The 22555-nt window shown below is 69.2% G+C and carries 19 protein-coding genes and 1 pseudogene; 13 read left to right on the top strand and 7 right to left on the bottom strand.

Annotated features, from left to right (window positions below; genetic code table 11):
- Positions 1 to 30 precede the first annotated feature (30 nt).
- The 8 genes from ASF75_RS14805 (at position 31) to ASF75_RS14770 (ending at position 11445) form a co-directional block, all read left to right on the top strand.
- Positions 31 to 3510, top strand: coding sequence for a hypothetical protein (locus ASF75_RS14805; protein ID WP_156463907.1), 3480 nt, complete (start codon positions 31 to 33; stop codon positions 3508 to 3510).
- A 350-nt stretch (positions 3511 to 3860) separates the two neighbouring features.
- On the top strand, positions 3861 to 4577 hold the full coding sequence (locus ASF75_RS14800; protein WP_042538033.1) for a GntR family transcriptional regulator: 717 nt from the start codon (positions 3861 to 3863) through the stop codon (positions 4575 to 4577).
- Positions 4578 to 4670: 93 nt separating this feature from the next.
- Positions 4671 to 5693: a sugar phosphate isomerase/epimerase family protein gene (locus tag ASF75_RS14795; RefSeq protein ID WP_056072629.1), complete on the top strand. Its 1023-nt coding sequence runs from the start codon at positions 4671 to 4673 to the stop codon at positions 5691 to 5693.
- Entirely contained in the window at positions 5690 to 6643 is a 954-nt protein-coding gene (locus ASF75_RS14790; protein WP_056072625.1) for a 3-hydroxyacyl-CoA dehydrogenase family protein, read from the top strand. Before ASF75_RS14795 ends, ASF75_RS14790 begins: the two co-directional genes overlap by 4 nt.
- A gap of 16 nt (positions 6644 to 6659) precedes the next feature.
- Positions 6660 to 7439 carry an SDR family NAD(P)-dependent oxidoreductase gene (locus ASF75_RS14785; protein WP_017887783.1) on the top strand — a complete coding sequence of 260 codons (780 nt, stop codon included), beginning with the start codon at positions 6660 to 6662 and terminating at the stop codon, positions 7437 to 7439.
- Between the two features lie 156 nt (positions 7440 to 7595).
- Complete coding sequence (locus tag ASF75_RS14780; protein WP_017887782.1) at positions 7596 to 8987, top strand: MFS transporter; 1392 nt, start codon at positions 7596 to 7598, stop codon at positions 8985 to 8987.
- Positions 8984 to 10690, top strand: a complete 1707-nt coding sequence (locus ASF75_RS14775) for a dihydroxyacetone kinase family protein (RefSeq protein ID WP_056072624.1) — start codon at positions 8984 to 8986, stop codon at positions 10688 to 10690. Before ASF75_RS14780 ends, ASF75_RS14775 begins: the two co-directional genes overlap by 4 nt.
- Positions 10687 to 11445, top strand: coding sequence for a triose-phosphate isomerase family protein (locus ASF75_RS14770; protein WP_042538028.1), 759 nt, complete (start codon positions 10687 to 10689; stop codon positions 11443 to 11445). Before ASF75_RS14775 ends, ASF75_RS14770 begins: the two co-directional genes overlap by 4 nt.
- Here the strand turns inward: ASF75_RS14770 and ASF75_RS14765 are convergent.
- From ASF75_RS14765 to ASF75_RS14755, 3 genes are all read right to left on the bottom strand, one after another.
- On the bottom strand, positions 11442 to 12113 hold the full coding sequence (locus ASF75_RS14765) for a response regulator (protein WP_056072621.1): 672 nt from the start codon (positions 12111 to 12113) through the stop codon (positions 11442 to 11444). The genes ASF75_RS14770 and ASF75_RS14765 overlap by 4 nt on opposite strands.
- Positions 12110 to 13321 (bottom strand): sensor histidine kinase, encoded by a 1212-nt coding sequence (locus tag ASF75_RS14760; RefSeq protein ID WP_056072616.1) that lies wholly within the window; start codon positions 13319 to 13321, stop codon positions 12110 to 12112. Before ASF75_RS14760 ends, ASF75_RS14765 begins: the two co-directional genes overlap by 4 nt.
- Positions 13322 to 13571: 250 nt before the next feature.
- Positions 13572 to 14258, bottom strand: a complete 687-nt coding sequence (locus ASF75_RS14755) for an SDR family NAD(P)-dependent oxidoreductase (RefSeq protein WP_017887776.1) — start codon at positions 14256 to 14258, stop codon at positions 13572 to 13574.
- 497 nt (positions 14259 to 14755) lie between these two features.
- Between ASF75_RS14755 and ASF75_RS17445 the strand changes: the two are divergent.
- A pseudogene (locus ASF75_RS17445) lies at positions 14756 to 15638 on the top strand (manganese catalase family protein).
- Between the two features lie 69 nt (positions 15639 to 15707).
- Here the strand turns inward: ASF75_RS17445 and ASF75_RS14745 are convergent.
- Together ASF75_RS14745 and ASF75_RS14740 are read right to left on the bottom strand one after the other, a co-directional pair.
- Positions 15708 to 16034 carry a hypothetical protein gene (locus ASF75_RS14745; RefSeq protein ID WP_056072609.1) on the bottom strand — a complete coding sequence of 109 codons (327 nt, stop codon included), beginning with the start codon at positions 16032 to 16034 and terminating at the stop codon, positions 15708 to 15710.
- A gap of 11 nt (positions 16035 to 16045) precedes the next feature.
- Entirely contained in the window at positions 16046 to 16504 is a 459-nt protein-coding gene (locus ASF75_RS14740; RefSeq protein WP_056072606.1) for an Hsp20/alpha crystallin family protein, read from the bottom strand.
- A gap of 226 nt (positions 16505 to 16730) precedes the next feature.
- On the opposite strand from ASF75_RS14740, the gene ASF75_RS14735 reads away from it, so the two are divergent.
- From ASF75_RS14735 to glgX, 4 genes are all read left to right on the top strand, one after another.
- Positions 16731 to 16913, top strand: coding sequence for a hypothetical protein (locus tag ASF75_RS14735; RefSeq protein WP_017887771.1), 183 nt, complete (start codon positions 16731 to 16733; stop codon positions 16911 to 16913).
- 18 nt (positions 16914 to 16931) lie between these two features.
- On the top strand, positions 16932 to 17468 hold the full coding sequence (locus ASF75_RS14730) for a MarR family winged helix-turn-helix transcriptional regulator (protein WP_056072603.1): 537 nt from the start codon (positions 16932 to 16934) through the stop codon (positions 17466 to 17468).
- A 133-nt stretch (positions 17469 to 17601) separates the two neighbouring features.
- Positions 17602 to 18216, top strand: a complete 615-nt coding sequence (locus tag ASF75_RS14725) for a TetR/AcrR family transcriptional regulator (protein ID WP_017887769.1) — start codon at positions 17602 to 17604, stop codon at positions 18214 to 18216.
- Between the two features lie 59 nt (positions 18217 to 18275).
- Complete coding sequence (gene glgX / locus ASF75_RS14720; RefSeq protein ID WP_056072600.1) at positions 18276 to 20294, top strand: glycogen debranching protein GlgX; 2019 nt, start codon at positions 18276 to 18278, stop codon at positions 20292 to 20294.
- A 144-nt stretch (positions 20295 to 20438) separates the two neighbouring features.
- Here the strand turns inward: glgX and ASF75_RS14715 are convergent, their stop codons facing one another.
- Both ASF75_RS14715 and ASF75_RS14710 read right to left on the bottom strand, forming a co-directional pair.
- Positions 20439 to 21554, bottom strand: coding sequence for a Gfo/Idh/MocA family protein (locus tag ASF75_RS14715; protein WP_056072597.1), 1116 nt, complete (start codon positions 21552 to 21554; stop codon positions 20439 to 20441).
- Complete coding sequence (locus ASF75_RS14710) at positions 21551 to 22351, bottom strand: sugar phosphate isomerase/epimerase family protein (RefSeq protein WP_200942698.1); 801 nt, start codon at positions 22349 to 22351, stop codon at positions 21551 to 21553. Before ASF75_RS14710 ends, ASF75_RS14715 begins: the two co-directional genes overlap by 4 nt.
- Positions 22352 to 22555: the final 204 nt, after the last annotated feature.

Here is a 22555-nt window from a genome sequence, read left to right as displayed (position 1 = left end):
GCGTCGTTGGCAGCACGTAAAGTGATCGTCATGGACAGCGGATTCAAATGGGGCGTGACCGATCTGAATTCGCCATGGACTGATCTCGATGGTCCCGGGCTCGCTTCAGCAGTCGGAGCGCTCCAACTCCTGCCCGAGAATCAGGGGTCCGCATTGAAACTCCACGTACTCGCTTCTATTGCAGTCGGGCTTCCCGAGCGCGCAAAGGGCGCGACCGTGAGCGCGTCGAATTTGCGGACGCTATTGAAGCAGACGGCGTTGCAGGACCCCGAGGGAACCGGCGAGTTCGAGATCACCGACTTGTTTTGTAGCGAGGCTAATCTGCAAGGACGCCCCTTCCGGTTTATCGCGGGGTCCGGAACCTCGGCATCGATGAAGATGGAGTTCCTCGCTCAGGCGATACTGACGGTCGCGGGCAAGGACCTTCCAGTCGGCTTCCTCGAGCCTGCCGCAGACCTAATTTTCGCCGTCGCTCATCTATCTGAAGCGGTTTGCGCTCGTGCAGGGGTCGCCCGTACCCGTCCGCCGGTGGCCACCATCCGTGGGCGCGCCTCAGTTCCTGGTGCGGCGCGGCTACGGGCTCTTGAGAGAGCGGTCCAGTTTCCACTGTCCCAACTCGGCGACGAGGTGCTCACCACGTTGCTCCCGCTCGCTTCACGCCCGGGCAAGCAGTCAGACGTCTATCCGAGTCATGTTTCCGAGGTAGTCGCAATCAAGCCCTTGCTGGTCACGGGTTCAGACCTCATCGTGCTGTGCCCCGGAGAGCTTGCTGGTGCTCTCGCGGTGCAGTTGCAGACCATGGCCGTTGAGATGGGCTGCACAGCTGAACTCGCCTCGGCGCACGAGAAGTATGTGACCGCGTACGTACACGATCTAGTCATGGCGAGTCCGATCGCATTCACCAGCCCTGCGTCGCACCCGAACCTCGGCGTGAGCGTCATCTCTGGCGACCTGCAAGGACAAGCGATCCACATCGTTGTCGCCGTTGATCCGCTCGAAGACTTCGAACCCGACGAGCCGTTCGGAATGTGGATTACAGCCGATCCCGGTTCCCGGGTCTCGGCACTGGCGCTGGCTGATCCCGAGGCGCCGCCCGTCGTCATCTATTGCATGGCGTCGACCACTCGCGGTCAGGCGATGTTTACCTCTGGCGCGGACGGCGTTCACTGGCTTGCATTGGAAGCGGCAGACTTAGTCACACTTTTCAGGCTGAAGTGGAACGACCATCCGTGGGAGCTCGTTCGATTCGCTCGCGCCGCCAAGAAGTTGGAAGCGAGCACGCGGATCTTCGCCGAAAGCCTCCTTGGTGTGTACGGCGTGTACGACGACCACCACGATAGCTTTTACCTTTCCGACGAGGCGCTCCCGTCGATGCTGATGATCGACGGCCAGCATGCGTTGAATTACCGGATCGCCGAGCGCGTGAAGCTCGATGAACACCTCGTCCCGATGCAAAGCGGCTCGATCCGATCGGTGAGCCTCTCTGGAACTGATTACGCACCGATCTACTTCCTTTTCGAACGCGTGCCTGCGCTCTCGATCGAGATCGAGGGGTTGTTCGTTTGGATCAGGGCGCGAACGGTCGGCAACGATGTGCCGGTCGGCGAACTGCTCGAGGGAGTGGCGTACTGGATGTGGCAGCTTGTCGAAGCGCTGGGCCAGCGGATCCACGCTCGGGAGCTGCGCGTGCTGCTCACCGTCGATACGGGCAACTTCGGAGACCCCTTTGAAGTGGAGCAGGTCAGCGAGAATCAGTTCCACCTCCGCGTACGGCTCGCAGTCGCTCTTGCCGAGCCGCCCAGCCTCAACGAGTTCGATCGCGCTCTCGTGGCGGTGATGGTGTCCGAGATCATTCAGCCAGTCATCGGCGAGGAGCTCGAGCTTGCCCGAATTGTCGACGAAATCGCGCCTCTTGGCGACAAGCGAATGTTCCTCGTTGGCACGAATCCCATCCCCGAGCTCCACGACCTTCGCATCGCCGCCCTGGGGCGTACCGTTCCCGACTCACTCATTTCAGAGGTGCTGGACGAACTTGGAGAACAGCTGTTCGAGACCGACAGCTATCCTGTAGGGGACATCGACGCCGGACGGACCACCGAGGTTCTGAACGAGGCAGTCGCCGTTCTTTACCACCGACTGACCGAGCTAGTCGGACGGTACGACGTGAGCGTTCTACTTAAGCGGCTGATTGGACATGCTGCCGGACTGGAGGTGTCGACCAGGGTCGAGCGGATGCGCCGCTCGACTCGAATCGCGTGTTACGGGTCCGAGCACTATCCGCCCGAAAAACTCCGACTGGAGGCGAACAAGCGGGCAGAAGCCTCCCTTGGGGTCCGATTCCTTGTCGAGTTCGTGTCGGCGATCGGGTCTGGTGGAAGCGCTATTCCAAATGACGATCAGTACGACCGCCTGTGTGCGTTGGCGGTAGAGCTTGTGTCGAAAGGCATGCACTCGGATGCAAGTTTTTTTGAATTATCGGACGTGCGGGTCAGTCGGCTTGAATCTGGTCGTCTCGGATTGTCCCGGGACGACCGGTGGGCGACGGGGCTCGTCGAACACAGCGAGGTTCTGATCGCTCGGCAGCTGAGAGGAGAACCAGATCGGGACGAGGACGTCAGCGATTGGAAGTTCACCGTTAAGGAGGACCGGGCTTTCACTGCCGAATTCGGTTTCACGGTGCACGAGATGCAGATCGGGCTAATCGCACTATATGAGGACATAGCGCATGAGGAAGAGGGTCGGGCAGTAGTCACTGCGGTTCGTGACGAAGCCATTGCAGCGATAGTCGCGCGGACCGGCTGGCGTGACGAACGCGCTGCAACGCTCCTCGACTTGTTTAGCCTGAAACCATTGCTCGAGTTCACGCTGGGCCCCGAAACTCGCCCCTGGCGATATGGGCGGTCTCGTTCTTACCTCCGCCAGCCAGTCGTCGTTGGTCCGGGCGCTTTGCTGCTGTGGTCGCCGACCAGGCTATTGAGCTCGGTTGGTGACCTTGTGACGCTATACCGCACCGGGCGGCTCAAGGGGCGGTCAAGTGAGATGACAGCCGTGCTGGGCTCGGTTCGCCAGGCAAGCAACGATCAATTCGAGCGTCGTGTGGCCGCGAGGTACCGCGATCTCGGGTACTCCAGCGTCCATGAGCGCGTAACGAGCTGGGCGAACAAGCAGTTGCGCGCATCCGACGGCTCGAACCTCGGAGACATCGACGTCCTCGTCGTCGACGAAGCGCAACAGAGGATAATCGTTGTCGAAGCCAAGGACTTCGAGACGGCTCGCACACCGGTTGAGATGAACCGCGAGATGAAGAAGCTTCGCAACGAAGCGGTCCCGAAAAGTCACCGGCGGGCAGATTGGATCCGAGAGCATCTCCACCTGTTCGCCCTCTCCACTACAGGCTGGGTGGTGGAAGAAGTCGTCGTCACAAGCCGGCGCTCCACGGCCGTCGCCACCAAGAACGGTCACGAAACCGTGCTGGCTTTTGACGATCTAGAAGGGCCACGCGCGGTGTAATTACCCGGATGACGGTTATCTGATCGGGTTACCTTCGCTGGCCTGACATCGTGGGCGCCACCGATGAACACCGCACAGTACGCACAGTACATGGGAGCCGGGATTCAGTATGTTGCCTTACTTAGAGCGCTTCGTGAGCCATCGGTTGCAACACCGCTCCTAGTACTGCGCCGAGGTGAGTTGACATAAGAGCGCCATATCGGCGCGCGGGGAGCGGCAATCGAGCAAGCCCATCGGCGACATGAGCGCGAGGGCGGGGCGACGTCGAAGCAGGTGACGGCCGTCATGGCGCAGCCGGAAGGAGCCGGTCGCACAAGATCCTCGTTTCATGGATTCTCTAGAATCGACCCATGTCCACGACCATGCCCGGCTTCGGGACGGAGCGCATCACGCAGCTCGGCCTGCGTGACCGCGTCTACGACCGGGTGCTCGAGGTCCTGATGGGCCACGACGTCGAACCGGGCATGCGGCTGTCGATCGACGGCCTCGCTCGCTCGCTGGGGGTCTCGCCGACCCCGGTCCGCGAAGCCCTGGTGCAACTCGAACGCACCGGCCTCGTCACCCGTGAAGCGAACAAGGGCTACCGGGTCTCCCCGCCCCTGGCCGGTGACCAGCTCGAGGCACTGTTCGACGCCCGGCTGATCGTCGAGAGCGGCGCGGTCGAGCTCGCGGCCCGCGGCGACGTCGGCGGCCTGCGCGAGCGACTGGCAGCAGCGCTCGACGAGCAGGCTGCGGTGGCCGCCGAGGTCGCCTCCGTCGGTGCTGCGCACGCGCCGGAAGAGCTGATGGCCCGCTTCTTCCGCAGCGACTGGCAGTTCCACCAGCTGATCTTCGACGCGACACGGAACCCGTTCCTCGAGGAGATGTCCGAGATCATCACGACGCGCGTGCACCGCATGCGGCAGATCGTCGAGGGTGGCGGGGACGACACGGATCGTGCGGTCCAGGAACACCGGGCCATCCTGGAGGCGCTCGCTGCGGACCCGACGTCGGCCGTCGCCGCGATGCGGCTCCACATCGACGCCGTCCGGTTGCGTTCGCGCGCGGACGCGTCCCACACGAGCTGAGGCGGAGGGGTTGCGTTCCGGCGTCGTGCGAGTATCTTTCCTATAGGAAAGAGGTTCATCGCTGAACCACCACGACATGCAAAGGAGCATTCCGTGACCACTCCACAGGACTGGGTCGACCAGGATTGGGACCCCACCACCTGGACGTCGGAGACCTGGCCGATCGCCGCGTGCCTGCACGGGTTCGCGCAGGTCACCCGCGACGGGACGGCCTTCCACGACGCCCCCGCCGAGGTGTGGGACGAGGTGTTCGGGCAGATCGAGGCCGTCGGCTTCTCGCTCGCCGAACTCGCTGACAGCCACATCCGTCCCGCAGACCTCGAAGCCTCGCGCCGCGACGAGCTGTTCGCCGTCGCGAAGTCGCACGGCATCGGGATCCCGTCGGTGCACCTGCAGCGCAAGAGCGTCATCCAGCCCGGGCACGAGGACGAGAACCTCGCGTACGCCCACCGCACCATCGACGCGGCGGCCGAGTGGGGCATGCAGGTGTTCTCGACGGGCCTGCACCAGCCGTTCACCGACGCCCAGAAGCGGGCGCTCTGGTTCTGGACGGCGACGGGCCCGAAGGACCCCGACGACCCCGAGGTCTGGAACGCTGCGGTCAAGCGACTGCGGGAGCTCGGCGAGCACGCTGCGAGCGTCGGGCTGCCGATGGCGCTCGAGCTGTACGAGGACACGTACCTCGGCACTGCCGACAGCGCGGTCCGCCTGGTCGAGGAGATCGGGCTCGACAACGTCGGGCTGAACGCGGACGTCGCGAACCTGATCCGCCTGCACCGTCCGGTCGAGGACTGGCGGGAGCTCTTCTCGAAGACCATGCCGTACACGAACTACCTGCACGTGAAGAACTACACGCGTGACGAGGCCGGCGACGGCAGCTGGGCGACGAGTGCGCCGAGCACCATGGAGACGGGCCTCATCAACTACCGCCAGGTCCTGCGCGACGCCGTCGCCGACGGGTTCCGCGGGATCGTCATGACCGAGCAGTACGGCGGGGACAGCCTCGGCGTCTGCGCCACCAACCAGCAGTACATCCGATCCGTCCTCGCGACGACGAAGCTCGACGCGACGGCGACCCCGACTGCAGCAACCAGCACCGAAGGAGCAATCCGATGAGCACCCTCGACATCGCCGTCGTCGGGTCCGGCTACATGGGCGGCGGGATCGCCCAGGTCCTCGCCCTCGCCGGCCACACCGTCCGGATCGCCGACGTCTCGGCCGAGATCGCCCAGCAGAACCTGGAGCGGCTGCTCGGCGAGACCGCACAGTTCGTCGCCGACGGGCTGTTCCCCGAGGACGCCGTCGAACGGGTCCGCGCACACCTGAGCGCCGCCGAGTCGATCGAGGCCGCCGTCGCCGACGCCGACTTCATCGAGGAGGCCGTGCCCGAGAAGCTCGAGATCAAGCACGCGACGCTCCGCCGCATCAGCGAGGCCGCCCGCCCCGACGCAGTGATCGGCTCGAACACCTCGACGATCCTGATCGAGTCGCTGGCCGAGGCGGTCGTGGGCCCGGAGCGGTTCCTCGGGGTGCACTTCTCGAACCCGGCTCCGTTCATCCCCGGCGTCGAGCTCATCCCGCACCCGACCACCAACGAGCACGCGATCGAGGTCGGCGAGACCGTCGTCGCCGCGACCGGCAAGCAGTCGGCACGGGTGAAGGACTCGACCGGGTTCGTCCTGAACCGCCTGCAGTACGCGCTGTTCGAGGAGGCCACGAAGATCGCCGACGAGGGCATCGCGAGCCCCGACGACATCGACACCATCGTGCGGACCACGTTCGGGTTCCGCCTGCCGTTCTTCGGCCCGTTCGCGATCGCCGACATGGCCGGGCTCGACGTCTACGCCTTCTGCTTCGAGTCGCTGCAGACCCGCTGGCCCGAGCGCTTCGCCACTCCGCCGTCGCTGCAGCAGCACGTCGACGCCGGTGAGCTCGGCACGAAGTCGGGCGCCGGGTACCTCGAGGTGCCGGCCGACCGCACGCCCGAGCTCGTCGCCTACCGGAACAAGGCGTACGTCGCGATGCAGAAGCTCCTCGACGAGCTCGGCCCGGCACCGATCCACTGAGCCCGGAGCACGAACCATGAGCACGCAGAACCCCCAGACCGAACAGACCCGCACCGTCGTCCTCACCGGGGCCGCCTCACCGCGGGGCATCGGCCGCGCCACCGCCCACCACCTGGCCGAGGCCGGATGGGACGTCGGGATCGTCGACCTCGACCAGACGGCGAGCGAGCAGGTCGCCGCCGAGATCCGCGAACAGCACGGCGTGCGGGCCGTCGGTGTCGGTGCGAACGTCGCCGACGAGTCCGCCGTCCGTGCGGCCTTCGACACGATCGAGGCCGAACTCCGGCCGATCACCGCGCTCGTGAACCTGGCCGGGGTCTCGTCCGCGCACGCCTACCTCGACCTGCCCGAGGGGGAGTGGCACCGTGTGCTGTCGATCAACCTCGACGGCGTGCACTTCGCCAGCCTGCGGGCGGCGGAGTCGATGGTGCGGTCCGGCTACGGGCGCATCGTGAACCTGTCGTCGGTCTCCGCCCAGCGCGGCGGCGGCACCTTCAGCAAGACCCCGTACACGGTGGCGAAGGCCGGCGTGATCGGCCTCACCCGTGGTCTGGCACGCGAGCTCGGCCCACGCGGCGTCACGGTCAACGCGATCGCCCCCGGTCCGATCGACACCGACATCATGGGCGGCACCCTGTCCGAGGAGCGGAAGGCCGAGATGGCCGCCGACGGCGTGCTTCCGCGCATCGGCACCCCGCGGGACATCGCTGCCGCCATCGCGTACCTGATCAGCGAGGACGCCGGGTTCGTCACGGGCCAGACGCTCAACGTCGACGGCGGCCTGTACATGCACTAGGGCCAGCCGCCCACGGAACGCGCGCCGACCGGGCGACGCGATCCGTGCCTCCCGTCCGACAGGCCGACAGGCCGACAGGCCGACAGGCCGACCAGCCGACAGGCCCGACCGCCGGACGCCAGAACGACCGCACCGTGCTCGCAAAGGAGCGATCCCGTGTCACTACCCCCTGCCCCCGCGCTCGGGTCGACGAACGACCCCGGCCTGAAGTCCGCCATCGGCAAGGCGACGAAGCACCTCATGCCGATGCTCGTCATCCTGTACTTCGTCGCGTTCCTCGACCGCACGAACGTCGGCTTCGCCGAAGAGGCCCTGCGCGTCGACCGCGGTATCTCCGACGCCGCCTTCGCCCTGGGCGCCGGCATCTTCTTCATCGGCTACGCGATCTTCGAGATCCCGTCGAACCTGTTGCTCAAGCGGTTCGGTGCGCGCTTCTGGCTCGCCCGGATCGCCGTCACGTGGGGCATCGTCGCCGCACTGTTCGCCTTCACGACGAACGACACGATGTTCATCATCCTGCGGTTCATCCTGGGTGTGACCGAGGCCGGGTTGTTCCCGGGCGTGATCATGTACCTGTCCGAGTGGTTCCCGAACAAGGTGCGCGTGCGCATGTTCGCGATCTTCTACCTGGCGCAGCCGTTCTCGCAGATGATCGGCGCCCCGTTGTCCGGTGGCCTGATCAGCGTCGGCGACCAGGTCACCCCGTTCCACGGCTGGCAGGTCATGTTCGCCGGCGAGGGCATCCTCGCGGTGCTGGCCGGTGTCGCGGCCCTGGTGTTCCTGACGAACAGTCCACAGCAGGCGAAGTGGCTCGAACCGGGCGAGAAGGCGTCGCTCACCGCGGCCATGGAGCGCGAGGACACCGCTCGCACCGAGGACGGCCCGAAGGGCATCTGGCGCGCGATGGCGAGCGGGCGCGTCTGGTACTTCACGATCATCTACTTCTGCCTGCAGGTCGCCGTGTACGGCACGACGTTCTACCTGCCGCAGCAGGTGTCCTCGCTGCTCGGGCAGGACGTCGGCTGGCAGGTCGGGCTCGTGACCGCGATCCCGTGGCTCGTCGGGCTCGTCGCCTGCTACCTGATCGGGTCGCGGGCGGACTCCGTCGGCCGACGCCGGCGCTGGGGCACCCTGTTCTACGTCACGACCGGCCTGTCGATCCTCGGCTCGGCGTGGGCGGGGGCGAACGGGCAGCCGGTGCTCGGCATCCTGTTCATCACGCTGGCCGTCGCGAGCTTCCTGTCCGTCGGCCCGATCACCTGGGCGTACCCGACGGCGTTCCTGACCGGTGCCGCAGCCGCCGCGGGCATCGGCCTGATCAACTCGCTCGGCAACCTCGGCGGGTTCGTCGCCCCGATCATGCGCACCGCGATCAACGAGGTGGTGCCCACCGACAGCGGTGCGTTCGGCATCGTCTCGCTCGGTGTCCTGGCGTTCGTCGCCGCGGTGATGATCTTCTGCACCAAGTTCTTCCGCGGGGCCAAGGCCGACGAGCTGCTCGACACCTCGCACGTCCGCACCACCGACCCGAAGGGCAGCAAGCGATGACCCGACTGTTCAACGACCCGGCGGACTTCGCCGACGAGGCGACCGACGGCTTCGTCGCCGCGAACGAACGGTGGGTGCGGAAGGTGCACGGCGGCGTCGCCCGCGCCACCACGAGCCCCGACGGCACGGTCGCCGTCGTGATCGGCGGCGGCTCGGGGCACTACCCCGCGTTCGGCGGACTGGTCGGACACGGCTTGGCCGCGGGTGCCGCGATGGGCAACCTGTTCGCCAGCCCCAGCGCCCAGCAGGTCACCGGCGTCGCGAAGGCCGCGGAACACGGGGGTGGGGTGCTGCTCAGCTACGGCAACTACGCCGGAGACGTCCTGAACTTCGACGCCGCTGCCCGCACGCTCGAGGCCGACGGCATCCCGGTCCGGACGGTCCGCGTCACCGACGACGTGACGAGCGCCCCGGCCGACGACCGCGCGAAGCGCCGCGGCATCGCGGGCGACCTCTGCGTCTTCAAGGTCGCCGGCGCCGCCGCCGAGCGCGGGGACGACCTCGACACGGTCACCGCCGTCGCCGAGCGGGCGAACGACCGGACGCGCAGCTTCGGCGTCGCGTTCTCCGGGTGCTCGCTGCCGGGTGCCGAAGAACCCCTGTTCACGGTCCCCGAGGGCCGGATGGCGGTCGGCATGGGCATCCACGGCGAGCGTGGCATCGACGAGACGGACGTGCCCACCGCGGACGGGCTGGCCGAGCTGCTGGTGTGCCGGCTGCTCGACGAACTGCCCGACGGCGTGGCACTCGAGGGCCAGCGGGTGGTCCCGATCCTGAACGGTCTGGGCTCGGTCAAGTACGAGGAGCTCTTCGTCGTCTACCGCTCGGTGCAGCGGCGCCTGGCGGACGCCGGGGTCGTCATCGTGGAGCCCGAGGTCGGCGAACTCGTCACGAGCTTCGACATGGCCGGAGTCTCCCTGACGCTGTTCTGGCTCGACGACGAGCTCGAGGAACTCTGGGCAGCACCCGCGGACACCCCCGCCTACCGCAAGGGCGGTGCCGTCGCCGAACAGCGCGTCGACCCGTCCACCGTGGCGGCGGACGCCGAGGGCGTCGGCATCGGCCAGGCGACCGACGAGTCCCGTGCGGTCGCCGAGCAGGTCGCCGCCGGGTTCGCCGCGGTCCGCGCCGTCCTCGACGAGCACGCCGACGAACTCGGGCGCATCGACGCCGTGGCCGGTGACGGCGACCACGGCATCGGGATGCAGCGCGGATCGCACGCCGCCGACGTCGCGGCCGCCGACGCGGTCAGCCGCGGTGCCGGTGCCGGCACCGTCCTGCTGGTCGCCGCGGACGCCTGGTCCGACAAGGCCGGCGGCACGTCCGGTGCGATCTGGGGTGCCGCCCTGGAGGCACTGGGTCGCGTGGTCGGGGACGACTCGCGTCCGTCGGGTGCCACCGTCGCGCAGGGGGTCCGCGCGGCCACCGAGGCCGTGCTCGCGTTCGGCGCCACCGTCGGTGACAAGACGATGGTGGACGCGCTGGTGCCGTTCGACGAGGTGCTCCGCACCCGGCTCGACGCCGGGGCGGCGCTCGCCGAGGCCTGGGGTGACGCGGCCCGTGCCGCCCGTCAGGCAGCGGACGCCACCGAGTCCCTGGTGCCGAGGATGGGCCGGGCGCGGACGCACGCCGACCAGGCCGTCGGCACCGCGGACCCCGGTGCGCTGTCCTTCGCCCTCGTCGTGGAGACGGTCGCCCCGTGATCACCGTCGGGGTGTCGCTGAAGACGTACTTCTCGCACGCCCGGACGCTGTCGTGGGCGGCCGAGGTCGCCGACATCGCCCGGCGACACCCCGCGGTGCGCTCGGGTGCGGCGTCGCTCTTCGTGGCGCCGACGTTCCCGGCCCTCGTCCCGGTGCGTGAGCTGCTCACCGGCACCGGTGTGCAGCTCGCCGCGCAGGACCTGTCGTGGGCCGACGCGGGCGCGTTCACCGGCGAGGTCTCCGGCGCCGAACTGCGGGAGATCGGTGTCGACCTGGTCGAGATCGGGCACGCCGAACGGCGTTCCCTGTTCCACGAGGACGACGCGACGATCGCGGGGAAGGTGCACGCGGCGTTCCGGAACCACCTGCGTCCGCTGGTCTGCGTCGGGGAGCCGGACCGGGCCTCCGATCCGACCGAGGCCGTGGCGGCGGTGACCGCGCAGCTCGACCGGGCCGTGTCGACCGCCGTCGCGGACGGGCGCGCCGGACCCCTGACCGTCGCCTACGAACCGGTGTGGGCGATCGGCGCCCCGGTACCCGCACCGGACGACCACATCGTGGCGGTGCTCGCCGGGATCGAGCAGCACCTCGCCACCCGGCCGGAGCTGCACGGCAGCACCGTGCTCTACGGGGGCAGCGCCGGACCCGGCCTGCTCACGCGGGGGCAGGGCCGGATCGGCGGGCTGTTCCTCGGACGCTTCGCCCACGACCCGGCAGCGGTCGAGGCGATCCTCGACGAGGTCGCCGCGGACTAGTCCTCGCGGGTGCCCGCCAGCCCGTGGTCGTGTGCGTAGACGACGAGCTGCACCCGGTCGCGCAGTGACAACTTGCCCAGGATGCTCGAGATCTGGGTCTTCACCGTCGACTCGGTGACGTACTCCTTCGTGGCGATCTCGGCGTTCGACAGGCCGCGGGACGCCCACCCGAACACGACGCGCTCCCGCTCGGTCAGAGTCGCGAACTCCGGCGGCTGGGGTGCGGGGGCCCGAGCGACGTCGGTGCCGAACAGCTGCGCGAGGTCGTTCGGTGCGATGACCGAGCTGCCCTCGTGCACGGCCCGCACAGCGGCGAACAGGAACGGCGGCGTGGTGTCCTTGAGTAGGAACCCGCTGGCGCCGAGCCGGATCGCGGTCGCCGCCGCCGGGTCGAGCCCGAAGGTGGTGAGCACGACGACGCGCGGCAGCGGACCCGGGACGGCGCCGGAGTAGAGCTGCCGGACGGTCTCCACGCCGTCCATCCCGGCCATCCGCATGTCGAGCAGCACCACGTCGGGCCGCACCTCGGGGATGAGCGCGAGCGCTTCGGCCCCGTCGGAGGCCTCACCGACCACACGCATGTCGTCCTGGGCATCGAGCACCACCCGGAGCCCGGCGCGGAACAGCGCCTGGTCATCGGTGAGCAGGATCCTGATCGGTTCGGTCATCGGACGGGTCCCCCTTGGACGTCGAACGGGATGCGGGCGCGTGCCGTGAACACGTCGTCCAGCACGGCGGCGTCGAACGACCCACCGAGGGCGCCGAGGCGCGAGTCCATGCCGTCGATCCCGCGGCCCGAGCCGGCGGTGGTGCCGTCACCGGCGACGTTCTCGACCTCGAGCACCAGGTCGGCGTTCCGCCAGGTCTCCCGCACGACGACCGGGTTGCCGGGGGCGCCGTGGCGCAGGGCGTTCGTGAGCATCTCCTGCAGCACGCGGCGGGCAGCGGTGCCGGTGTCCGGGCGCAGGGCCAGCGGGACCCCGCGCACCGTGCGGTCGACGTCGACCCCGGCGTCGCGGATGCCCTGCACGATCTCCTCGAGCGAGCCCGGACCGGTCGCCTCAGCGGAGCCGTCGATGTGCCCGAGGACCTGTCGGACCTCGACCAGGGAGCTCCGGGCGGTGCTCGCGATGGTGGCACTGACCGCTCGGATGCGCGCCTCGTCGGCCAGGAACGGCACCGAGTCGGCCTGCGCGATGATGACCGCGAGCGAGTGGCCGACGACGTCGTGCACGTCGCGGGCGATGTCCGCGCGGATGCGTTCGGACTCGGCGACGTCGATCGCGCGGGTGGCGGTGGCCTCGGCCTCGGTGGCGACGGCCTCGGCACGTGAGGCTGCGGCCTCGGCGTCGGCACGGCGCTCCGACTCGCGGTCGCGGGAGCGGAAGGCGCGGACGGCGACCCCGCCCGCCCAGACACCGAGCAGCGCGGTCACCGGGGCGGCCATCGCCAGGAACGCCTGGTCGCGGGGACCGTTGATGAGCACGAGGAACCGGAAGCCGGTCGACGCCAGGTAGACCGTCGCCCCAGCGCCGGCGACGACCGCGAGCACACCGGAGACGACGACCTCGGTGCGGGTGCCGACGACCGCGGCGGTCCCGATCACGACGAACATCGCGAGGTCCACAAGCGACGGGCGCTCGCCGCCGCCGACCTGGATCACCCCGAGGACGACGACCATCGCCATCGCAGCGGACGGGGAGATGCGGCGCAGGGCGATCGCCACCGAGGCCGACAGCACCGCGGCGAGGCTCGCGTGCTCGAGCTCGAGGTCGATGGGCAGCAGGAAGACGAACGCCGCCAGGGCCGCCCAGGCCACGTCGACGGCGATCGACCGGGTGGCGAGCGGCCGGAGGAACCTGCCCCGTTCGGTCACGGCTCGATCATCGCATGCCGCCCACGCCGTGCAGCGCGGACCGACGTCACGCGCCCGCGGTCATGGCGGCGAGGGCGATGACGGTCGTGGTGACGATCGCGGCGCAGAGCAGCAGCGTGGCGATCGTGTGCTTCGTCGAGGACTCCATGTCACCAGACTCGTGGCGCGGAGTCGCCGGGGCATCGGGCGCAGGGGCGAAGCGCTTCGTCCCTGCGGGTGAAGCGAGGGGCGATCACCCGGTACTCGGGGATCAGACGACGACGGATCCCAGCTGCCGGTGCGCGATCGAGACGGACTCGCCGGACACCGCGTTCAGCGGCGACGACAGGAACGCGACGAGGTCGGCGATCTGCTGCGGTGTCGAGTCGCCGGGCCCACCTGGGCGGACCTCGGCGGACGGGGTGTCCGTCACGGTCCCGGGGTTGACGACGTTCACCGTGACCCCGGTGCCCGCCACGTCGTCGGCCAGGTTCTTCGCGATGACGCTCACCGCAGTGTTCCGGAGCGACGCCGTGATGTTGCCGGAGAAGTAGGCGTTCTGCCCGCTCACCACGACCACGCGACCGAACCCGGCCTCGCGCTGGGCGGGGAGCACGGCGTTCGCGACGCGGAGGAACCCGAGCGCCTTGCCGTCGATCGCGTCGAGGACCTGCTCCGGGTCGGACTTCCGGGCCGGGTCGAGGGTGCTCGCGCTCGGGGCAGCGGTCACGACCAGCACGTCGATGCGCCCGTGCCGCTCGAGGACGGCGGCGATGCCAACGTCCACCGACTCCTGCGAGGCGGTGTCGATCGGCACGCTGCCGTCGGAGTCCTCGGCGCTGCGGGAAGCGACGACGACGGTCGCCCCCTCGGTGCGGAGGCGGTCGGCGACGGCGGTACCGATGTACCCCTTGCCTCCGACGACGAGTGCGACACGGTTCTTGAGTTCGAGGTCCACGCGGCCACGCTATGCCGGGACGGTGCGGTCTGCCCGCCCGTCGCGCACCGGAGCCCCCACCCGATGGGGGCAGGAGCTCCGGTGGTCAGATCTTCGTCCAACGAACTTACTCTTGAGGAATCACAAGCAAGCCGTCAGGTGTGCATGGCGGTGGGTATCGCAACGGAACGAGGTGGACGTGGGCTCACGAGCAGCTGGAAATGTCGCGACGATCATCGCCGCAGGGTGTTTGGTACTGCTCCTCGTCGTCGTTTGGCTCCGCGGACAGCAGTCGATCGGAGATGGGTTCGCGATCCCCGTCGTGTCCGTGCTCGTTCTCGGGTTCACCGGCTGCACGGTGTGGGCCGGGGTCGTCGCCTTGCGTCGACGCGGGAGAGGACGCTGACGCCCGTCTGCGCGATCTGGCTTTCCTTGAGGCGGCGCTGAGGCGGTCGCGCCGACCATCGCACACGGACCCGCTCGATCGACGGGCACCCGCTGGAGTGAAGGAGAGCCACGTGTACTTCCACAAGCAGGAACTGCAGTTCACGGCAACGCCCGACAAGCCCGACGCGATCTACGCCCGCAAGCTGCAGGAGGTGCTCGGTGGCCAGTACGGGGAGATCTCCGTCGCCATGCAGTACCAGTTCCAGGCGTGGAACATGCACATCCCCGGCAAGTACCGCGACATGGTGTTCGGCATCGGCGCCGAGGAGATGGGCCACGTCGAGATGCTCGCGACGATGATCGCGCAGCTGCTCGAGAAGTCCCCGCTCGGCATCACCGAGGACGCGGTGCAGGACGACCCCACGGTCGCCGCGATCGTCGGTGGCACGGACGTCCAGCACGCCATCGTCGCCGGTGCGGGCGCCCGTCCAGTGGACAGCAACGGCAACCCCTGGCAGGGCTCGTTCATCACCGCCAGCGGCAACCTGCTCGCCGACTTCACGGCGAACGAGAACGCCGAGATGCAGGGCCGTGTGCAGGCCGCCCGGCTCTACCACATGACCGACGACCACGGCGTGCGGGACCTGCTGTCCTTCCTCATCGCCCGCGACACGATGCACCAGAACATGTGGGCGACCGCCGCCGCTGAGCTGCGCGAGCAGGGCGTCGAGGGCTTCCCCGTGCCGAGCAACTTCCCGCAGTCGAAGGAGAACCAGGAGGTCAACTACCAGTACCTCAACTTCTCCGACGGTGCCGAGGCGAAGAACGGCCCGTGGGCGAGCGGCCCCTCGTTCGACGGCAAGGGCGAGTACTCGTACCACGACGGCCCCACGACCTCGGTCCCGATGCCCCCGCCCACCCACCCCCGACGTCCGGCTGTACGGCACCACCGAGCTGCCGAACGTCGTCGAGAAGACGGCCGGCCTGGTGCAGGACACGCTGCACAAGGAGTAGTCCCGCAACCCACGGAACGACGGGAGGCCCGGCGCACGACGTGCACCGGGCCTCCTGTCCGTCAGCGGGTCACCGCACCGACGGGGCGGACCCGCCCACGGTCATCAGCGCCCCCGTCTCGGGTTCTTCGCCACGCGGCGCCTCGAAGATGCCCGAGTAGGCGCGGACGGCACTCCACCCCGCGATCAGCAGGGCTGTGCCGAGCACCGACGCGACCCAGGGCGCCAGGAGCGACTGCTCGAACAGCCGGGGCGCGGCGACCCAGGCCAGGAACGTGCCGGTCAGGCTGCCGGTGGCCCCGAGGAGCACGGCGGTGCGCCGGTCCAGGCTCGTCAGTGCGAGCGCCGCGGTGACGACGAGGACCGCGACCACCGCGTGCAGCAGGACGGACGTCATCGCTCAGCTCCTCACTCGGCGGCGGTGCCGGAACCGGCGGCACCGGAACCGACCGCGAGCTGCTCGGACCCGCCGCCGACGGTGACGGCGATCTTGCGCGGCTTCGCGGACTCCTTGACCGGGATCGTGACGCTGAGCACGCCGTTGTCGTACCCGGCGGTGATGCGCTCGGCGTCGAGGCCGTCGCCGAGCGTCAGCTGCCGGACGTACGTGCCGGGCTGGCGCTCACGGGTGAGCCACTGCGAGCCCTCGGGCGCGCCCAGGGTGCGCTCGGCGCGGATGGTCAGGACGGAACCGTCCACGTCGATGTCGACGGAGCCCGGGTCGATGCCGGGCAGGTCGACGTCGAGGACGTAGTGGTCCCCGGTGCGGTACAGGTCCATCGGCATCGAGCGCGGGCCGGTCGCGGTGCCGAGGAGCGAACCCGCGAGTCGGTCGAGCTCGCGGAACGGGTCGAAGTTCATCGTCATCGAAATCAACTCCTTCGTGGTTCTCGTTGAGTCCCCTCGACTCAACTGCCACCGTTTTAGCACTCGACCCTGGCGAGTGCCAAAAGAACGCTCAGAGGACGTCGAGAACCACGCAGCGCGCAAAACGTACACAGCGCGAATGGTTCGTTGAACTGACCGTTCACTGTGTGAAAGAGTTCAGCCGTCCGAACGGGACACACGGCAAGCAAGAAGGGCGGGACAGGACATGCACAGCACGTACTCCGGGATGCCTCGGGTCGCGACGATCGGCAGCAGCCACACGCGCGTCGGCCTCACCGACCCGGCGGTCATCGACGCGTACGTCGCGCGTCGCATCCAGGACCCCTCGCTGCTCGCCGGTCGCTCCGAGCCGTCCTACGCGGACTTCTTCACCACGCCTGCCGTATAGCAAGGAGCGCATGACCCCATGCCGTTGACCGTCGTCCGTCGAGAGCACGTCCACCTCTACACCCGCGAACCCGAGTCGCGGGCCGCGAAGACCGCCGTCGACGCGCTGCTCCGCCTGCAGCACGCCGAGGACCAGCAGATCGAGTCCGCCCGCATCGACAGCGGCCTGACGAAGAACGAGTTCCTCGCCGTCCGGTACCTGCTGCAGGCGCACCGGGACGGCCGCACGACGGGCCCGAAGGACCTGGCCGTCATGCTCGCCGTCTCGAACGCGTCGGTCACCAAGATCGTCGACGGGCTCGTGCAGAAGGGGCTGCTGTCCCGCGCGGCGCACCCCACGGACCGCCGTGCGCAGGTGCTCGCCCCCACGGACCAGGCCACCGAGAAGATCGACGCCTCGTACGCACGGTTCCACGAGGCCGTCGTCCAGGTGCTCGAGCAGCTGCCCGACGCGGACAACGCCGTCCTCGCCGACTCGCTCACGAAGATCGTCGACGCGCTCGCCGCGGGCTCGCCCGCGCCGGTCGACGAGTACACGGTCGACGACCAGGACTGACGCGAGCGCGCCCGGCTGACGCGACCCGACGGGTGCGGCGCGACCGCGATGCGGACGGGAGGCCCGTGGTGCGCCCGCCACGGGCCTCCCGTCCGACGGTGGCGTAAAAACCTTCCAACGGTAAGTTGGGTGCATGACCCACCCCGCGGACGACGCCGACGCGGCCCAGCCGCGCCGCGGCGGGTACCGCAAGGGCGCCGAGCGGCGCACCCAGATCCTCGACGAGATGATCCGCATGGTCGCGGAACAGGGGGTCGACGCATCGTCACTCCGTTCCGTGGCCGAGGCCCTCGGGATCACGCACGCGGCACTCCGCCACTACTTCCCGAGCCGCGACGAACTGCTGCTCGCCGTCTACCGGGAGCACGAGGTCCGCGAGCAGGGCGCACCCGACCGGATGAAGTCGGCGATCGGCGACATGCGCGAGAGCGCGTCGCGCAACCGTGCCGTCCCGGGGCTGGTGCAGCTGTACACGACCCTCGCCGCCGACGCCGTGCAGGAAGGCCACCCGGCCACGCGCGACTTCATGCGCGAACGCTTCGCCCGGCTGCGCGCCGAACTCGCCGTGCTCATCGAGGCGGACCAGGCGAGCGGACGGATCCGCACCGACCTGGACCCGGTCGACCTGGCGAGCCTGAGCATCGCGGCGTCCGACGGGCTGCAGGTGCAGTGGCTGCTCGACCCCGACGCCGTCGACGGTGAACGGGTGCTGCGGTTGCTGGAGCAGCTGGTCCCGCCGGTGCGCTGAGCGGCCAGGGGTACGGCCAGACTGCCGGTGGCACAGCGACCGGCCGGTAGAAGGGCAGCATGACCACTTCCACGCGCACCCCGCTCGGCGTCACGCTCGTCGACGGGGGCGCCAACGTCGCCCTGTTCTCGAGCACCGCCGAGCGCGTCGAGTTCTGCACCTTCGACGACGACGGCACCGAGCACCGCACCGAGCTCCGCAACCGCACCGGCTACACCTTCCACGACGTCGTGCCCGGCGTGGCCGTCGGCACCCGCTACGGCTTCCGCGTGCACGGCGCGTGGGACCCGGCGAACGGCCTCCGCCACAACGGCGCGAAGCTCCTGCTCGACCCCTACGCCACCGCTGTCGACGGCACCTACGAGTGGGGCCAGGCCCTGTTCGGCCACGACATGGACGACCCCGAGCAGCTCGACGACACCGACTCGGCCGGCGCGATGCCCAAGTCGATCGTCGCCGACCGGTCCTTCGACTGGGACGGCGACAGCCTGCTGCGGACCCCGCTCGCCGACACCGTCGTGTACGAGGTGCACGTCAAGGGCTTCACGAAGCAGCACCCGGACGTCCCCGAGGAGATCCGCGGCACCTACGCCGGCATGGCCCACCCGGCGGCGATCAAGCACCTGACCGACCTCGGCGTCACCGCGGTCGAGCTGCTGCCGACGCACCAGTTCGTGCAGGACTCGACGTTGCTCGACAAGGGGCTCCGCAACTACTGGGGCTACAACAGCATCGGCTTCTTCGCGCCGCACGACGAGTACTCGTCCTCGGGCACCGCCGGACAGCAGGTCGCCGAGTTCAAGTCGATGGTCAAGGCCCTGCACGCCGCGGGACTCGAGGTCATCATGGACGTCGTCTACAACCACACCGCCGAGGGCAACCACATGGGCCCGACGCTGTCGTTCAAGGGGATCGACAACCAGTCGTACTACCGGCTGGTCGAGGGTGACGAGGCGAACTACTTCGACACCACCGGCACCGGCAACAGCCTGAACGTCGGACACCCGGCAGCGCTCGGCCTGATCATGGACTCGCTCCGCTACTGGGTCGAGGAGATGCACGTCGACGGCTTCCGGTTCGACCTGGCCACGACCCTGACCCGCCAGGACGGCGAGGCCGAGAAGCACTCCGCGTTCCTCGACATCATCCATCAGGACCCCGTGCTGCGCGAGGTCAAGATGATCGCCGAGCCGTGGGACACCGCCGGCTACCAGGTGGGCGGGTTCCCGGCCGACTGGTCCGAGTGGAACGGCAAGTACCGCGACGACCTGCGCGCCTTCTGGCGTGGTGACGAGGGTGCGCTCGGCGACGCCGTCCAGCGGGTCCTGGGCAGCCCGGACGTCTACGAGGGGTCGCGCCGCTCACCGCTCTGCTCGGTCGACTTCGTGACCGCCCACGACGGTTTCACCCTGGCCGACCTGACGATGTACGCCGACAAGCACAACGAGGCCAACGGCGAGGACAACAACGACGGCGAGAGCGACAACACCTCGTTCAACGGCGGCATCGAGGGCCCGACCGACGACGGCGCGGTGAACGACTACCGCGACCGGCAGCGCCGCAACTTCCTCGGCACCCTGCTGCTCTCCGCCGGCGTCCCGATGATCCTGGGTGGCGACGAGCTCGCCCGGTCGCAGGGCGGCAACAACAACGCGTACTGCCAGGACGACGAGATCTCGTGGTTCGACTGGGCCGCCGCCGACCAGGACCTGCTCGCCTTCACCACGGCGGCGATCGCGTTCCGTCGGCAGCACCGGGCGCTGCGTCCGGAGTGGTTCCGCACCGCGCCCGGTGACTCGGAGTCGACGGTGGCCGTGCTCCGCGCCGACGCCGCCGGGTTCGAGGACGGCGACTGGGCGGACGGGGGCAACCGGGCCGTGACGCTCGTGCTGCACCAGGGGGACGACACCGTGGCCGTGCTGCTGAACGCGTCGGGCACCACGGTGGAGTTCACGCTGCCGGAGCGTCCGGGCGGCGGCAACTGGTCGCTCGGGCTGTCGAGCGACCCCGACCAGGCCGTGGTGGGCGACGCGGCGACGCTGCTCGTGCGCGACGCGTCCTTCACCGCGCTGGTCTGACGCGCGGCGCGGCGCTCGCGCGGGCTCGCTCGCGCGGGCGGGGCGCTCGCGCGGCTTCGCTTGGTGAGCAGAAATGGTCGGGTTCCCGGTGGGGACCCGACCATTCCTGCTCACGAAGTGGTGCTCGTGGTGCGCGCGGCGCTCCTAGGCGTTCGCGCCCGCGGTCAGCACGGCTGCCGCGGGGTCGAAGTCCTCGGGCAGCGGCGGGATCGCGTCCACGGTCGACGTGATGTCGACGGCGGAACCCGACTCGGCCGCGTCACGGATGCCGAGCAGGACGTCGAGCACGTGCAGCGCGACGGCGCCGGAGGCACGCTCGGGGCGGTCCTCGGCGATGGCGCGGGCGAGTTCGACGACACCGGTGCCACGGCCCCAGGTGGAGCCGACCGCCTCGAGCGTCTCGGGCTCGTCCTGCCCGTAGCGCCAGAGCTGCGACGAGCCCTCGAACGTGTTCGGGTCGGGCAGCGAGATCGTGCCGAGCGTGCCGTTGATCTCGACGAAGCCCATGCGGGGCAGGGCGTGCTGGAACGAGAACGTCGACTGGGCGGACTGCCCGCCGGCGAACTCGATCAGGGCCGCGTGGTGCGTCGGGACCTCGACCGGGAACGTCTCGCCGGCGCGGGGGCCGGACGCGATCGTGCGACGGTCGAGCGACTTCGACGAGACGGCCTGCACGCGCGAGGCGGTGCCGAACGCGTGCACCAGGGTCGTCACGTAGTACGGGCCCATGTCGAACAGGGGACCGGCACCGGTGGCGAACAGGAAGTCCGGGTTCGGGTGCCACGCCTCGGGTCCGGGGACGTGGAACAGCGTGGTCGCGGAGAGCGGCTCACCGATGTCGCCGCGGGCGATGGCACGGAGCGCCGTCTGGATGCCCGCGCCGAGCACGGTGTCCGGAGCGGTCGCGACGCGCAGGCCCTTGGCCTTCGCCGACTCGAGCACCGCCGCGGCCGACGCGTGGTCGGTGGCGATCGGCTTCTCGCTCCAGACGTGCTTGCCGGCGTCGATGATCTGCTGGTCGACCTCGGCGTGTGCGGCTGGGATCGTCAGGTTGATCACGATCGAGATGTCCTCGCGGGCGAGGAGTTCCTCGACCGTGCCGGACGCGGCAACGCCGTACTCCGCCGCCTGGGCAGCAGCGCGGTCGAGCAGCACGTCGGCGACGAAGCGGACCTCGACGTCGGCGAACTTCGTCAGGTTCTCGAGGTACTGGGTGGAGATGTTGCCGGCACCGATGATGCCGATCCCGACGCGGCTCACTTGTCGTTGTCCTTGAGCCAGGTGAGGGACTCGGTGATGCCCTCGAAGACGTCGCCCTTGTACGCGTCGAACTCGACCACGCGGATGGCCTCGGGTGCGGCGGCGAGGATGGSGGCCACGTCGACGTCGCCCTGGCCGGCGGGGGTCTGGTTCTCGAAGGCGCGCTGCAGTGCCTCGGGCACGATCAGGGCGCTCTCGGACGAGGGCAGCGCGGTGCGGATGTCACCGTCGACCTTGCCGTCCTTGACGTGGATCGCGACGACGCGGTCGCCCAGGCCCGTGAGCACGGTGGGGGCGTCGGCGCCACCGACGGTCGCCCAGAAGGTGTCGACCTCGAGGACGGTCTCCGGCGACAACTGCGACACGAACAGGTCGTAGACGGTGCGGCCGTCGACCTTGTTCGTGAACTCCCACTGGTGGTTGTGGTAGCCGAACTGCAGGCCACGGCCGGCGGCCTCGGCGGTCAGCTCGTTGACGCGCTCGGCGATCTTCGCGACGTCGTCGGCGGTCTGCCAGCGGTCGGTCGGGATGAAGGGGTCGATGACGGTGTGGATGCCGAGGCGCTCGGCGGCGTCCCAGATCGGCGCGGTGTCCTCGGCGTCGATCACGGCGACGTGGCCGGACGGAGCCTTGAGGCCGGTGGCCGCGAACGCACGCTCGAGGTCGGTGGCGCGCTCGACGAACGCGTAGGGCTCGACGTTCTCGTAGCCGATCTCGGCGACACGGGCGATGGCCTTGTCGAGGTCTTCGGCGATGGCGTCGCGCAGCGAGTACAGCTGCACAGAAGTGGTGGGCATTGCAGAGGCTCCTTCGATCCTGTCTGGGTGTCGCGGCCCGTCGAGGAGCGATGCTCCGCGGCGAGATCGATGACGACGCTACCCCAAAAACCACCCGGTGTGTAGTTTTTGCTGCCCCGTGTGACGCGGCCCGGACGGCCCGCGCGTCACGGCCCGTGAGGGGCCCGGTGTTGCAGACGACACCTGTCGATGTATGCTCGCGTC

The sequence above is a fragment of the Curtobacterium sp. Leaf154 genome, from assembly GCF_001424595.1.
Taxonomy (GTDB): Bacteria; Actinomycetota; Actinomycetes; order Actinomycetales; family Microbacteriaceae; genus Curtobacterium; species Curtobacterium poinsettiae.
Note: the sequence above shows the minus strand (reverse complement) of the source record. Positions and strands in the feature narration are given on the sequence as shown.